12 protein-coding genes are annotated in these 14,541 nt (G+C 73.8%); 7 read left to right on the top strand and 5 right to left on the bottom strand.

Translation table 11 applies throughout. From position 1 onward, the window contains the following. The first annotated feature begins 2 nt into the window (after window positions 1–2). Window positions 3–1,196 (top strand): geranylgeranyl reductase family protein, encoded by a 1,194-nt coding sequence (locus tag CcI49_RS21770; RefSeq protein ID WP_076828931.1) that lies wholly within the window; start codon window positions 3–5, stop codon window positions 1,194–1,196. 58 nt (window positions 1,197–1,254) lie between these two features. On the opposite strand, the gene CcI49_RS21765 is transcribed toward CcI49_RS21770, so the two are convergent. The 4 genes from CcI49_RS21765 to CcI49_RS21750 all read right to left on the bottom strand — a co-directional run bounded on the left by CcI49_RS21765 (window position 1,255) and on the right by CcI49_RS21750 (window position 6,853). Next, on the bottom strand, window positions 1,255–3,453 hold the full coding sequence (locus CcI49_RS21765) for a MinD/ParA family protein (protein ID WP_076828930.1): 2,199 nt from the start codon (window positions 3,451–3,453) through the stop codon (window positions 1,255–1,257). A gap of 190 nt (window positions 3,454–3,643) precedes the next feature. Then, complete coding sequence (gene larB, locus CcI49_RS21760) at window positions 3,644–4,495, bottom strand: nickel pincer cofactor biosynthesis protein LarB (protein ID WP_076828929.1); 852 nt, start codon at window positions 4,493–4,495, stop codon at window positions 3,644–3,646. Window positions 4,496–4,590: 95 nt separating this feature from the next. Further along, on the bottom strand, window positions 4,591–5,574 hold the full coding sequence (locus CcI49_RS21755) for an aminoglycoside phosphotransferase family protein (RefSeq protein ID WP_054568922.1): 984 nt from the start codon (window positions 5,572–5,574) through the stop codon (window positions 4,591–4,593). Window positions 5,575–5,614: 40 nt separating this feature from the next. After that, on the bottom strand, window positions 5,615–6,853 hold the full coding sequence (locus tag CcI49_RS21750; RefSeq protein WP_054568923.1) for a hypothetical protein: 1,239 nt from the start codon (window positions 6,851–6,853) through the stop codon (window positions 5,615–5,617). Window positions 6,854–7,484: 631 nt separating this feature from the next. Between CcI49_RS21750 and CcI49_RS21745 the strand changes: the two genes are divergently transcribed. Genes CcI49_RS21745 through CcI49_RS21730 form a run of 4 tightly spaced genes read left to right on the top strand, consistent with a single transcriptional unit; the run spans window position 7,485 to window position 10,810 of the window. Next, window positions 7,485–8,408 (top strand): GNAT family N-acetyltransferase, encoded by a 924-nt coding sequence (locus tag CcI49_RS21745; RefSeq protein WP_076828928.1) that lies wholly within the window; start codon window positions 7,485–7,487, stop codon window positions 8,406–8,408. Then, window positions 8,405–9,304, top strand: a complete 900-nt coding sequence (gene folP / locus CcI49_RS21740; protein ID WP_076828927.1) for a dihydropteroate synthase — start codon at window positions 8,405–8,407, stop codon at window positions 9,302–9,304. The genes CcI49_RS21745 and folP overlap by 4 nt, the downstream gene beginning before the upstream one ends. Window positions 9,305–9,341: 37 nt before the next feature. Then, complete coding sequence (gene folK, locus CcI49_RS21735; protein WP_076828989.1) at window positions 9,342–10,376, top strand: 2-amino-4-hydroxy-6-hydroxymethyldihydropteridine diphosphokinase; 1,035 nt, start codon at window positions 9,342–9,344, stop codon at window positions 10,374–10,376. Beyond that, window positions 10,373–10,810, top strand: a complete 438-nt coding sequence (locus CcI49_RS21730) for a DUF3180 domain-containing protein (RefSeq protein WP_035953157.1) — start codon at window positions 10,373–10,375, stop codon at window positions 10,808–10,810. The genes folK and CcI49_RS21730 overlap by 4 nt, the downstream gene beginning before the upstream one ends. Before the next feature lie 501 nt (window positions 10,811–11,311). Here CcI49_RS21730 and CcI49_RS42130 read toward each other — a convergent pair. After that, the gene (locus CcI49_RS42130) at window positions 11,312–11,449 is read right to left on the bottom strand and encodes a hypothetical protein (RefSeq protein ID WP_158230794.1); all 138 of its coding nucleotides are present in this window, start codon (window positions 11,447–11,449) and stop codon (window positions 11,312–11,314) included. Window positions 11,450–11,637: 188 nt separating this feature from the next. Here CcI49_RS42130 and CcI49_RS21720 point away from each other — a divergent pair, with 188 nt between their 5' ends. Further along, on the top strand, window positions 11,638–11,868 hold the full coding sequence (locus CcI49_RS21720) for a hypothetical protein (protein WP_076828926.1): 231 nt from the start codon (window positions 11,638–11,640) through the stop codon (window positions 11,866–11,868). A 44-nt stretch (window positions 11,869–11,912) separates the two neighbouring features. Next, on the top strand, window positions 11,913–14,465 hold the full coding sequence (locus CcI49_RS21715; RefSeq protein ID WP_076828925.1) for a helicase C-terminal domain-containing protein: 2,553 nt from the start codon (window positions 11,913–11,915) through the stop codon (window positions 14,463–14,465). The last annotated feature ends 76 nt before the right edge of the window (window positions 14,466–14,541 follow it).

Here is a 14,541-nt window from a genome sequence, read left to right as displayed (position 1 = left end):
CGGTGGCGTTCTCGGAACCGCTCGGCGGGGAATCGCCGAGCGGCCTCTTCGATGTGGTCGTGCTGGGCGCCGGACCGGCGGGCACGACCGCCGCGCGGGCGGCCGCCGAGGCGGGCGCCCGCGTCTGCCTGCTCGAACGCATGGACGTCCCGCGTTACAAGACGTGCGGTGGTGGGCTCGTCGGCCTGTCGATGGACCACGCTCGGATCGACCTCGCCCCGCTGGTCCGCGCGCGGGTGGACGCGCTCACCATGACCCTGGACGGACACCGCACCTTCACCCGGCGCCGCCGTGACGGCCAGCCGCTGCTGTCGATGGTGATGCGTTCCGAGCTGGACGCGGCGCTGCTCGACGCGGCGAAGGCGGCCGGTGTCGAGGTCCGCACCGGGACGCACGTCACCGGCCTGCGTGAGGACGACACCGGGCCGGGGAGCCCCGCGGTGACGGTGCAGGTCCGCTCCGGACCGGCGATCCACGGGCGGGTCGTCGTCGGGGCGGACGGCACCTCCGGCCGGGCCGGCACCTTCGTCGGCGTCACCTGCGACCAGGTGGATGTCGGTCTCGAAGGCGAGTTCGAGGTGTCCGCCGCCGTGGCCGCCGAATGGTCCGGGCGCATGCTGCTCGACTGGGGGCCGGTACCGGGGTCGTACGGCTGGGTCTTCCCCAAAGGCCGGGTGCTCACGGTCGGCGTCATCGGCAGCCGGGACGAAGGCCCGGCGCTGCGCAGCTACTACCAGGCGTTCGTCGACCGGCTCGGCCTCACCGACGCGCCCAGGTTGCACGACTCCGGCCACCTCACCCGAGTGCGGTCCGAGAGCTCCCCGCTCCGGCGCGGCCGGGTGATCGTCGCCGGCGACGCCGCCGGCCTGCTCGATCCGTGGACGCGGGAGGGCATCTCCTTCGCACTCCGCTCCGGTCGGCTCGCCGGTACCAGCGCCGCCGCGGGCGCCGCCGGCGACCTGGGCGCGCTCGAGCGCTATCCGGCCCGGATCGGGGACGTCTTCGGCCCCGAGATCACCGCCGGCCGTTCGGTGCTGGCTGCCTTCGCCCGGCGTCCCGCGTTGATGCACGCGATGATGGTCGGCGTGCCCGGCACCTTCGGCCTGTTCAGCCGAATCGTCGAGGGCCGTTCCACCGTGGCGCGCCAGCTGCGTCGTCCCGGTGTGGCCGCCGCGGTGGCCGCGCTCGCGAAGTGACCGGGATGGTCGGGATGGCCGACACGATCGGGATGGTCGGGATGGCCGGGCGGGCGCGTCAGTGGAAGCGTTCGGCCACCGCTCCCGCGATCTCCTCGTAGGCCCGGCGGGTCTCCCGCCGGAGGAGGTCGAGAACGATGGGACCGCCGGCGGCGAGATGCGGGTCGAACGGCACCCGGACCACCTGGCGGGTCCGCGCCGCGAAGTGCTCCTCGAGCGCGTCGACGTCCACCGCCTCACCGGCCTGCGGAAACATGGTGATCACGGTGATGGCCTCGCTCACGTGGGCGTGGTGCCCATGCGCGTCCAGCCAGTCGAGGGTGCCGCTGGCACTGGCGCCACCGTCCGCGCTCGCGTTGCTGACGATCACCAGGGTGTCGGCGAGCTCCAGGACCGGGCGCATCGCGCTGTGCACCATGCCGGTGCCGCAGTCCGTGAGCAGGATCGAGTAGTGCCGCTGGAGCAGATCGTCGATCGCCCGGTAGTCCTCGTCGGAGAAGGCGTCGGAGATCTCCGGGTCGCTGGCCGAGGCCAGCACCTCCAGCCGCGACTCGGACTGCGAAAGATACCGACGGACATCCACGTAACGGTGTAGTCGATCGGCGTCCGCGAGCAGGTCGCGGACGGTGTGGCGGGTCGTTCGCGACAGGCGCGTCCCCAGCGTTCCGCGGTCGGGGTTCGCGTCGATCGCCACAACCCGGTCGCCGCGCAGGCTCGCCAGCGTGGATCCGACCGCGGCCGTGGTCGTGGTCTTGCCGACGCCGCCCTTGAGGGAAAGCACAGCGATGCGGTGACAGTCGTCCAGGGGCGTGCGGACCCGGCCGATCAGCCGCCGGTAGCGAGCCTCCTCGGGGGACGGGCCTGGATTGAGCGTGCCCGCGGACACCTGGTAAAGCAGCCGGCGCCACCCACGGGACGCGGTGTCCGGCCCGGCGGGCAGCAGCGCGTCCGCGGGCAGCCCGCCGTAGGGGTCGGCCGGATGATCACCATAGGGCTCGTCGTACGGCTCGAAACGTGGCGAAGGCTGGTCCCAGTCCTGCTCCCGCGCCTGCGGCTCGTCGTGAGGCAGATCGCTGCGGGGATGCCGGCCCGCGGCGACGATGGGGTAGTCGTGTGGCTCTGTCGAGTAACCGGGCCGCCCCGTCGAGGTCGCGTAGCCAGGTCGATCCGCCTGGTGATCGGGCGGCTCCGTCGAGCCGGTCGGCTCCGCCGGTGGGGGCTCGCGCAGCCAGGACGCCACCCGCCCGGAGCGGTAGGGATCGGTTCTCGGCGCGGTCGAGGCCCCGGTGGACCCGGGTGGCGGCGGTGGGGCGGCATAGCCCGGCGGCGGGAGCGGAGGGGGCGGGGGCGGAAGCAGTGGTGGAGGCGGTGGCGGCCCCGCGTAGCCGGGGGGCGACAGCGGCGGAGGGGGCGACAGCGGCGGCGACGACTGAGGCGGCGACAGCGGCGGAGGCGGCGCGGGATAGAGCGTGGACGGCCGGTACTCGCCCGTGGCTCCCGGCGGCAGGCCGTGATCGAGAAGCGGATCGAACGTCCGCGTCGGCACTCCGTCGATCAGGCGAGCCGGTTTTGCCGGCGGAGCAGGCGGGATCGCCGTGTCGTTGTAGGCCGTGTCGTGGTATCCGGGCCGCAGCGACGGCCAGGTGTCCACTCCCGGCCGCGCGGGTGGTGGTGGTGGTGGCGAGTAGAGCGGCTGCGGCGGCGCTGGCAGAGCGGAAGTCGGGCTGGGATGGGCGGAGCTCGGGTTCGGCTGGGCTGCGTTCGGGTTCGGCAGAGCGGCCGGCCCGGCGAGGGCGGTTGGTTGCGGCGGGTCCGCGGCCTGCGACCAGCTCGGGGACTGCGACCAGACGGGCGGTTGCGACCAGCCCGGTTCGCTCGGACGGTCCGGGCCACCAACCTCGATTCCGCCTACCTCGATGCCGCCGAGGCCACTGCCCGCGGCCGTTACCGCGGTTGACCCGACACCGAGGCCGGCACCATTCACGCCGGCACCATGCACGCCGGCACCATGCACGCCGGCACCATGCACGCCGGCACCATGCACGCCGGCACCATGCACGCCGGCACCATGCACGCCACCGACGTCGATCCCGCCGACGTCCACCCCGCCGACCTGCACGCCGCCCACGTCGATCGCGTCGCGGTCGTTCCTGGGCCGGTCAGGCATGCGGATGTCGTACGCCCCGGTCACCTCCACGGACATGCCACCGGAAGGCGACGGGTGGCTCCCGCCACCGATGTCGTCGGTCCTGTTCATGGTCGCCTGCTCATGATCCTGCCTGAGATGTACGGCCGCCCTGTGACGAAATCACACGGTTGCGCCTGACTCGGCACACTGTCCAGCCTTGATCCTCCGTTCGGGCGGTCAACAACGGACGCTCATCCAGGATGACACGACTCTCCACGCCCTGACACGGCACGGTCCGTGGCCACCGGACCATGCCGCGTCAACGGTGGGTGGACTCGCTGCGCGCCAGGCGGGCGACCCGGGCGGCGAAGAGGCCCGCGCCGAAGCCATTGTCGATGTTGCAGACGACAATTCCCGGCGCGCACGAGGTGAGCATGCCGAGCAGGGCGGAGAGCCCACCGAAGCTCGCCCCGTACCCCACGCTGGTCGGCACAGCGACCAGCGGAGTGCCGACCAGGCCGCCGATGACGCTGGGCAGTGCGCCTTCCATCCCCGCCACCACGACCAGGCAGTCGGCGCGCTCCAGCGCCGGGCGCGCGGCCAGTACGCGGTGCAGCCCGGCCACCCCGACATCGCGCACCATCTCGACGCCGGCTCCTGCGGCGGCGGCGGTCATCGCGGCCTCCTCGGCGACAGGGGCGTCCGAGGTGCCGGCGGCGACCACCACGACCAGTCCACGAGGCTCGGGCAGCGGACCGACGACCACCGTCGCCGGACGTCGATCGCCCGCGAGCGGGCTGCCCGCGAGCTGGTTCGTGGTCGGCGGCTCGGCGCCGGAGCTGACCTGGGCATCCGGCCAGCGTTCGCGTAGGGCCGCGACCGTGACATGATCCGCGCGGGTCACCAGGGTGGGCCGGGTGACGCCCGAGGCCCGGCGCAGCGCCTCGACGATGCCGACGGTCTCCGTCGCGGTCTTGCCCGCCCCGAAGACCACTTCAGGATCACCGGTGCGGATCCCCCGGTGGGTGTCGACGCGGGCGTAGCCGAGATCGCGGAAGCCCGAGCCGTCGGCGCCCAGCGGGCCGGCGGCCAGCTCGGCCGCCGCGGCCTCGGGGTCGACCTGTCCGGTGGAGACGGCCTTCAACAGGTTCCGCAGACTTTCGGGGTCCATGGCGCCGATGCTGCCACTGTTGCCGAGATCGGTGAGTGATCATTCGAGCCGATGCGGTCGGGGGGCCGTGGGCACGAGTCAGCGAGGGACGAGACTCAGCGGTAGAGAGTCCATACCGCGTGATCGGCGCCCGAGCGCAGGCTGTCGAGCCGGACCGCGAACTGGGCCGCGGCGCTCGGGCGGCTGGCGAGCATCGGGACCACGCTCGTGACGAGCTTCAGCTCCCGCACCGCCCGCAGCGCCGGGAATCCGTCCCAGGCGGTCACGTCGAAGCCGTAGGCGCGGGCGAGCTCCGCCGAGGCGGCGGGCGGGCGCCCGAACCGCAACGGGCCCAACGCCACCGGCACCAGATCCCACTCGGCCGGCCCGTGGCAGGTCGCGTCGAAGTCGCAGATCACGATTTCGCCGGAGGCCGAGTGGATCAGATTGCCCAGGTGCGCGTCCCCGTGGATGACGGACCGCGGTAACTCGTACCTGACGGCGCCGAGCGCCTCCTCCACCCGGCTGACGAGGCCTTCGAGGAACGTCCGGTCCCGGGGCGCGAGGCCCTCCGCGTCGTCCAGGCGCCGGCGGACGTCGTCCAGCGGATCCCAGGCCGGCAGCGGCGGCTCGGGTGGTTCCAGCGCGTGCAGGCGGCGCAGGATCGTGGCCAGCGCGTGGGCGGAGCGCACCGCACCCTGATCGGCGTCGACCCGATCGGCGTCGACCCGATCGGCGCCACGCGGACCGGCATCGACCGGATTGGCGTCGCCCGCGCCGGCGTCGCACCAGATCGTGGCCACGTAGTCGTCCACCCGGACCGGTGCGGGCACGCCGGGCAGCAGCCGCACGACGGGCATCCCGTGGTCGGCCAGCCAGCGTGCGACCTGGACGACCTTCTCGACCCGGTGGTGCATCGCGCTGGAGGTGGCGATCCGCACGATCGCCCCGGCGTGCGGCAGCCGGTAGACCGCGTTGACGGTCAGCTTGATCGGTTCGGCGTCACGGTCATCGATCCCGACACTGGCGCAGACGCGGTGCAGCGCCTGCCGGGAGCGCGCCGCGGTGAAGCGACCATCGGACCGCTCCGGACGCTGCATCGGTGCCGCGGGCGTGGTGGGGTCAGATGTCCGCGATGGGTCAGACGTCCGGTGTGGGGGCTGCCGGGACCACACCGGGCTCCGGCCGTTGCCTGGCCGCCGAGCGCTGCCAGTCCCGGATCAGGGCGGCCAGCTCCCGTACCTGGCGCACCTCGCCGTGTGGGGCGGTGGCCGCCAGCAGCTGATCCGCCCGGCTGGAGACCGAGGCGACCGTGCGACCCCAGGAGATCCGGATCGCCTCGGTCGCGAGCTCGCAGACGCCGTCGAGCTCGAGCCTGCCCTGGCGGGCCAGCGCCAGCGCCAGGTCGAACCGGATGACCGAGCGGAAGCCGGGGGCGTCCATGCTGTCCAGGCTGGGCAGCGCGATATCGGCGTGTTCCTGGGCCGCGCGCGGCCGCCCCAGCAGGCAGAGCGCCGTCGTGGCGTTGTAGGAGACCTCCACCGGGTGGAAGGTGTCGAAGCTGGGCCCTGGGCGGCCCCAGCGCTCCGCCGGGATCGTGTCCGCGAGGTCGTAGGCCTGCTCCAGACTGGCCGCGGCGCCGCGCAGGTCGCCCATGGCCGCGAGCGCACGCGCCTCCTGGCAGACCAGGCGGGCCCGCACCGGCCCGGGCCCGACGTGGCGCAGGCCGTCCCGGGCCAGGCGCAGCGCCTCGTTCGGGCGCCCCCCGTAGAACTCGTTCACGGCACCGACCTCACGGGAGGAGCCGCACAGCGGGCCGTCGCCCGCCTCGACACCGGCCAGGTAGCCCTCGCTGGCGAGGGCGCGGGCGGAGGCGACATCGCCCTGTTTGAAGGCGGCGTCGGCGCCCAGCACCGCGACCCGGCCGGCGAGCACGAGCAGCTGGTGGGAGTCCTCCGTCGCCATCGAGCGCCGGCCGAGGCGTTCCAGGCCGCGCCGCAGCCGGGCTGTCCGGGCCCGAACGTGGGCGGGCGGTACGACCTCGTGGGTGTCCATGAGCTCGCCCAGGGCGTCGTTCGCGCGCTCGAGGGCAAGCTGTACGGGGCTGGCCGCGAGCACGTCCGCCACCTCCATGATCGGGCTCTGGGTCAGCAGCGCGCTCACGATGGCCGCGCCCGCGCCCAGGTGAAGCTGTCTGCGGTCCGGGTTGGTGCCGTCACCCGCCGGGGGGCCGGCGGCGAGATCCTCGGGGGCCTGGCGGCCGGGGGGCTGGGCCGGGTAGTCCTCGGGCCTGTCGTCGGGGGGAGTTCGGGCCGGGGGAATGAAGATCTCGTCGTGTGCCGGCGCTGCCGGCGGCGGGGGTCCGTCCGACTGCGGCATGACCTTGTCCTTCCTGTGTGCCACGAGGCGCCTTCGTGACCTTGCTCCGTCAAGCTAGGTGACAGAAACGGCTGCCCGCCGGCTCACCGATGGACGGCCACCGGGTAGACCACGTTGATCGCCTGCTCGCGTCGCCGCGCTGTTGCCGGCGGCCGCTCCCCGTGCCGTTGCTGACGCCCGTGCGGACGCCATCGCCGGACGGCGGGTGCGAGTGTCGCGTGCACGGCTCGATGCTACGGGTCGCAGGTGTCCGACAGTGACGGGCTTGTGTCACAGCAATGTGGCCTGTCGGGGGTTGTGTCAATGGTGTTGGAGTGGAGTTTTTGGGTGATCTCCTGGTGATCCCCTGCCCGCTCCGAGCCGTTCGCCCTCTGCGGCATATGTAACGTTTGACCAGGTCGTTGGTCTCTATATCGCCAGTCTGCGGGTGGTAAAACTCCCGATTCGAGGGTGGATGGGTTGGATGGATGTGGGTCGTCCAGGGATGCCGCTGCGGCGGGCCCGGCCCCGGTCTGGCGGCCGGGCGAGGCGAGCTGCACATGTGGCGCCGTTGCCGGCGATCGGGGGAGCCGGGTCGGTAGCCTCAGTCCCGTGGTCGTCGAACTGTCCGCGCGGTGCCACCGGGGGCTCCGTGGTCGCTGATTCGGCGAGTCTCGCTGGCGGCGACGCGCTGGTGGCCCCACGGCGGGCGCTGCCAACGAGTGACATCGAGCTGGCCCGTGAGCTTGAGGGCCTCGCGCATCGGGCGTGGCCGCCGCTGCGGGAACGGAACTTCGCGGGCTGGGTTCTGCGCGAGTCCGCCGGTTCGTCGCGCCGGGGGAACTCGGTGTGGGCCCGCGGCGATGTTCCCGACCTCGCGGATGGTCTTCGTGTGGTCCGATCCTTCTACGAGGCCGCGGGCCTGCCGGCCACGTTCCAGGTAACCCCGGTTGCTCGCCCCGCCGGCCTGCTGGACGCACTCGACGACGCCGGCTACGACGATGCCGGGCCCACCGATGTCTGCGTCGCACCGCTCACCGGCCTGCTTGTGACCAGGCCCGATCCGGCGGGTGCCCGTCTCGAGATCACCTGTGCCGATCGTCCCGACGCGCGATGGATCGGGGTGGCCGGCCAGGTGCTCACGACCTTCGCCGCGCAGCTCACCGGCTCACTCGCCGTTCTGACGGCGATGAGGCTGCCGCAGCGCTACCTCACGCTGCTCCTTGACGGCAACCCGGTCGGCGTCGGGCGCGGCGTGCTCGACCGCGGCTGGCTGGGCATCTACAGCATGGCGACGCTGCCCGTCGCGCGGGGCCTCGGCGTCGCGGGGCGAGTGCTCGCGGAGCTCGCACGCTGGGCTCGCGAGGGTGGGGCCGACCAGGCGTACCTGCAGGTGGAGCGGGACAGCGCTGACGCCCGGGGGCTCTACACCCGGCGCGGCTTCCGCCCGGTCTACGAGTACAGCTACCGGCGGCTGCCCGTACCGGCCGCGGCCGGGCACGGCGTCGGATCAGCCGTCGGCTCCGGCACGGGGTCAGGTGCTGGATCGGCTGCTGGCTCGGGTGGCGAAGCATGAGCGAGCCACTCACGGAACTGTTCGCCGCCGGCGGGCCGACCCGGGTGATGGGCATCGTCAACGTCACCCCCGACTCCTTCTCGGACGGTGGGGCCTATCCGGACCCCACCGACGCGGTGCGTGCCGGCCAGCTCATGGTCGAGCAGGGCGCCGATCTCGTGGACGTCGGCGGCGAGTCGACCCGCCCGGGTGCGCCCCGGGTGGTCGCCAGTGAGGAGCTGCGGCGGGTGCTTCCAGTGGTCGCCACGCTGGCCGCCGCCGGTGTTCCGGTGAGCATCGACACGAGCCGGGCGTCGGTGGCCGCCGCCGCCGTGGACTCCGGCGCGGTGCTGGTGAACGACGTCTCCTGCGGGATGAACGCCGAGCTGTTGCGCATCGTCGCGGACCGGGGCGTGCACTACGTCCTCATGCACTCGCGCGGGTCCAGCGCGCAGATGGGCGAGCTCGCCGTCTACGACGATGTCGTCACCGACGTGGTGAGCGAGCTCGCCGCCCGGCTGGAGGTCGTGCTGGCCGCCGGCATCGCCGAGGACAGGGTGATCATCGATCCCGGCATCGGGTTCGCCAAGACCGCGGCCCACAACTGGGCACTGCTGGCGGATCTCGGACCGCTGGCCGCCCTCGGCCGGCCCCTGCTGGTCGGCACCTCCCGCAAGACCTTCCTCGGCGCGGTGCTGCACGAGCCGGGCAAACCGGTGCGCCCGCCGGTGGAACGTGACGACGCCACCCAGGCCACGACCGTTCTGCTGGCCGCCGCGGGGGTCTGGGCGGTGCGGGTGCACGCGGTCCGGCCCGCGGTGGACGGCATTCGGGTGGAACGGGCATGGCGTAGCGCCGCCGCCGCCGCGGCGACGGCGGCAGCGAGTGTCGGCCGACCGGCGGCGCCGTTCCATTGAGCCTTTTCCGTCTTCAACGAGGACTGTGGGGGTCACGATGACGGGTCAGCCAGCCGGCGGGCCGCCGGGACGCGACCGCTCCGGCGGCGGCGTCCACCACGACCGGATCACGCTGGCCGGTCTGCGGGTGCACGGCCGCCACGGGGTGCTCCCCGCGGAACGCGAGCTCGGGCAGTTCTTCGTCATCGACGCCACCCTCTGGCTGGACACCGGGCCGGCGGCGGCGACCGACGACCTCTCGCTGACCGTGCACTACGGCGAGCTGGCCGAGGCGCTGGCCGGAATCGTCGCGGGAGAGCCGGTCGACCTGCTGGAGACCCTGGCGCACCGGCTGGTCCAGGCCTGCCTGGCCCAGCCGCTGGTCAGCGCGGCCGAGGTCACCGTGCACAAGCCCGCGGCACCGATCTCGGTTCCCTTCGCGGACGTCGCCGTGACCGTCGCGCGCTCCCGGCACGACCAGGAGCTGCACGGCCAGGAGTCGCAGGACCGGGAGCTGCGCGACCGAGAGCTGCACGCCCAGGAGGGCAGGCACATCCAGGAGCACACACACGGGCACGCGGTGGTGGCGATCGGTTCCAACATCGGTGACCGGCTCGGCTTCCTGCGCGGCGCGGTGCGGGAGCTCGACGCCAGGCTCGGTGTGCTCGCGGTGTCGCCCGTGTACGAGACCGACCCGGTCGGCGGCCCCGAGCAGGACGACTACCTCAACGCGGTCGTGCTGGTCGCGGCCGCCCCGCCCGGGGAGCTGCTCGCTGCGGCGCGGGCCGCCGAACAGGCCGCCGCCCGGGAACGCACCGTCCGCTGGGGGCCGCGGACCCTCGACGTGGACATCATCGCCTGCGGCGACCTCCGCAGCGACGACCCCGACATCCTGCTGCCGCACCCGCGTGCGCAGGACCGCCTGTTCGTCTGCGTTCCCTGGCTGGACGTCGACCCTGGCGCCACCCTGGTCGGGCACGGCCGGGTGGCCGATCTCGTGGCGGCGCTGAGCGCGGTTCCCGGCGCCGTCGCGCCCCGACGGACATCCCACGGCCTGCTCACACCCCACGACCTGCCGGGACCGGAGCGGTGAGGCCGACCCGGGTGTGGGACCTCCTCTCAGTCGCGGTCGTCGTCGGCGCGGCGGTCTACCTGCTGTTGTGGTGGCGCTACCAGTCGCTGCCGCAGATCCCGCCGACGACGTCGCTGTCCGTCCTGCTGGTCGGGCTGATCGAGCTGCAGACCGCGTCGCTGACGAAACGGCGCCTCGCCGGGCGCCCGGGGACCCGCCCGATCCTGCCGCTGACCGTCGCCCGGCTCGCCGCCCTGGCCAAGGCGACCTCGGTCGTCGCCGCGGCGCTGATCGGAGGCTGGACGGCCCTGCTCGCCTACACCGCCCCGCGCACGGGTGACTTCGGAACGGCCGGCGGGGACGCTCTCGCCGCGGGTCTCGGCCTGGCGGCCACGGCCGTTCTCCTGGCTGGTGGGCTCGTCCTCGAACGTGCCTGCCGGATCCGCGACCGCTGACGGCAGGCTACCCTTTGGTCGGGTGTGCCCTCGTTGGTCATGATGCCTCGTTGACCGTGACGTCTCGTCGGTCATGGTGCGTCGTTGGTCATGGTGTGTAGCCGGAGATGCGGCTGCAGGAGGGCGGCGCCCCTGACCGGAAGGGGACGGGCGTGGTCTCTCAAGGCCAGGACACGTTCTCCGGGCGCGGCGGCACCGCCGGCGGTCCTGGCGACGGGGCCGGCCAGCCGGTGGATGTGGGGCGCCCGCGCCAGGCCGGATCGCGCCTGGTCAGCTTCGGCAACCTCCGGACCGCTCCGGTCAGGGAGCCCCCGGGCGGTGCGCGCCCGGGGCGGGCGGGCTTCGATCCGGCCGAGCTGGTCACCGAACCGGCGCCGGGCGCCTACCACCCAGGCCAGGACGAGGACGAGCCCACCGTGCGGCCGGGTTCCGCCGCACGGCCTGGTCCTACCCCGCGTCCGGGTCCTGCTCCGAGACCCGGTCCTACCCCGCGGCCCGGTCCTACCCCGCGGCCCGGTCCTGCTCCGAGTCCCGGCTCCACTGCGCGGCCGGGTCCTGCCGGGCGGCCCGGTCCCACTCCGCGGCCCGGTCCCACTCCGCGGCCCGGTCCCACTCCGCGGCCCGGCCCCGCCGGGCCATCCCAGGGGCCACCCCGAGCGGCCGGGCTGGAAAGTGTCAGCACCACCGGCTACCACGATCGTGTGGCCGATGAGCCGCCTCCGGGATGGCCGTACCCGGGCCAGCCGGAACGGCCCCGGTCCCGCCGACCCGTCGTGGACCAGCCACGCCCCATGGACCAGCCACGCCCCATGGGCCGTGATCGCTCCATGGACCGTGATCGTCCCGTGGACCGGCCTCGTCCCGCGGCTCGGGCCCGACCCCGGCGGGCGCTGACCGTTTTCAAGGCCGTGCTGGTCTGCGTGGTGCTCGTGGTCGGTGTCTCGATCGGCCGGGCGCTGGCTCAGCCCGGGGACCAGGGTGTTCCCTCCAAGCTGGCCGACTGGGCTCGGGACAACCATCTCTCCGTCGTGGTGGACAAGGTCAAAGAGCTTCGTTGACCAGCTGGGACCCTCCAGTAGCGCCTGCGGTTACCGTCATCAGGGTGTCCCCGTCGACAGGCCGGGTTTCGGGCCCGCCCGGAGCGCTGGCCGCCTGGCTTCGCGAACTGCCGGACGAGGCCCTGGTCTGGCTGTTCAGGCTTCGGCCGGATCTTGCCACGCCCCCGCCGCCCGACTTCGACATTCTGGCTGCCCGGCTGGAGATCCGTGGCAGCGTGAGCCGTGCGCTGGAACGGATGGACACGTTCACGCTCGAGGTCGTCGAGGCGCTGACGGTGCTGCCCAGCCCGGTGTCCTTCCGTGCTCTGACCGAGTTCTGCGGCGGCCTCGACCTGCGGGAGACGATCGACAGTCTGCGGGAACGCGCTGTCGTGTGGGGCCCGGACGAGGCGATCCGGCTGGTCGGGGTGGCCGTGGACCTGCTCGGCGGGCGGCCGCTCGGGCTGGGCCACCCGGCGCGCAGGTGCCTGGCCGCCTACCGGCTGCCGCAGCTCGCGCGGCTCGCCGGCGCGGTCGGCCTGCCCGAGGCGGTCTCGGCCGGGGCGAACGGCCGGAACCTGGGGCAGTCCGTGGAACAGAGCCGGCGAGACGCCCTGATCGAAATGATCTCCGCGGTCCTGGCTGATCCCGCTCGGGTGTCCGCGCTGCTAGACCAGTGCTCCCCGCGGGCCCGCCACGTCGCCGAACGGCTGGCGGGCGGCCCTGCGCTCGGCGCCACGAACGATGCCGAGCGGCTGCTCGACGTCGGCGCCGCCCGCACCCCGGTCGAGGAGCTGCTGGCCCGCGGGCTGATCGTCGGTGTCGAGCCCGGCACCGTCGAGCTTCCCAGGGAGGTCGGCCTGCTGCTGCGCGGGGACCGGCCGGCGGGGGAGCTGCATCCGGCGCCGCCCGAGGTGGGCGGCCGGGCCGTGAGCGCGGACTCCGTCGACCCGTCCGCGGCGCTGGCCGCCGACGCCCTGGTGCGTGCTGTGACGACCCTGCTGACGGCCTGGGGAAGCACACCGGTGACGCCGCTGCGCTCGGGTGGTCTCAGTGTCCGTGACCTGCGCAACAGCGCGAGGCTGATGGATCTCCCGGAGCCGCACGCGGCGGTCGTCATCGAGACGGCGGCCGCCGCCGGCCTGGTGGACGCCACGCCCGGAACCGACGTCCAGTTCGTACCGACGAACACCTACGACCGGTGGTGCACCGAGCCGGTCGCGATGCGCTGGGCCATCCTGGCCGACGGCTGGCTGCGTTCGCCGTCGGCGTCCTGGCTGGTGGGCGGGCGTGACGACCGTGGTCGCCAGTACGCGGCGATGTCGTTCGACACCCGCCGCCCCGGTGTCGCCGAGCTGCGCGCCGAGGTGCTGCGCGCCGTTCTCGCGGCACCGGACGGGATCGCGCCGACCCCCGAGGCGGTCCGCGCTCGGCTCGGCTGGCATTCGCCCCGCCGGACCGGCGCGCTGTTCGACGGCGTGGTGGACGGGACACTCGTCGAGGCGGAGCTGTTCGGGTTCACCGGGCGCGGTGCGCCGAGCACGCTCGGGCGGCTGGTCGCGACCCGTGACGCATCCCAGGACGACCTCAGCCACCTGCTCGCGGACGCGATGGCCCCGTTGCTGCCGGAGCCGGTGGAGGAGCTGCTCATCCAGGCGGATCTGACCGCCGTCGCGCCCGGCCCGCTGGTCCCCCGGGTGGCGGCCGAGCTGGCCCGGATGGCCGACATCGAGTCGGCGGGCGCGGCGACCGTCTACCGCTTCACCGAGAGCTCGCTGCGCCGGGCGCTGGACGCCGGAAGCTCCGCCGAGGACCTGCATTTCCTGCTCGGCCAGCTCGCCCGCGGTGGCGTCCCGCAGACGCTGACCTACCTCATCGACGACACGGCCCGCCGGCATGGGCGGCTGCGTTCCGGGCCGGCGGCGTCCTACCTGCGCTGCGACGATACGGCGCTGCTCACCGAGGTGGTCGCGTCGCGCCACACCCAGGCACTGGCGATGCGCCGGGTGGCACCGACGATCGTCATCTCCGCCCTGCCGGTGGCCGAGCTGCTGGACGGGCTGCGCGCGGCCGGTTTCGCCCCGGTCGCCGAGGGGCCGGACGGGCGGATCGTGCTGCCCCGCCCCGAAATCCACCGGACGCCGGCCCGCATCCGGGTCGCCACCGCCGGGCCGACCGGGAACCGGGGCAACCAGCTGCGGGACGTCGTCCGGCTGGTGCGGCGCGGTGACGAGAGCGCGCGGGCCGCTCAGGCGGCGCGGGAGCTGGCCGGTGAGGAGCTCGCGTCGGTCCGCTCCGCTCCGCTCATCCTGGTGACACTGCAGGGTGCGGTGCGCGATGGCCGGCGTGTCCTGCTCGGGTACGTCGACCAGCAGGGAACACCCAGCGACCGGATCGTCCGTCCGTCGTCGCTGGACGGCGGCTGGCTGACCGCCTGGGACGAACGCAGCGCGGCCCCCCGCCGCTTCGCACTGCATCGGATCACCCGGGTCGCGGACCTCGACGGCTCGTTCGAAGGACCGCCGAGGCCACCGGCGCCGGAGACCGGCGACTGGGTGGTTCCGCCGATTGCCGATGCTGATGCCGACGCCGACCCAGCCGACGACGAGCCGGCCTGACCTTCCCGACGGGACTGGACCGGACCGGACCGGACTGGACTGGATCGGATCGGCGCCGGCGCCGGCGGGCGGACGG

Origin of the sequence: Frankia sp. CcI49 (genome assembly GCF_001983215.1) — a bacterium.
GTDB lineage: Bacteria > Actinomycetota > Actinomycetes > Frankiales > Frankiaceae > Parafrankia > Parafrankia irregularis.
The sequence above is the reverse complement of the archived record's forward strand: the minus strand, read 5'-3'. Positions and strand labels throughout refer to the sequence as shown.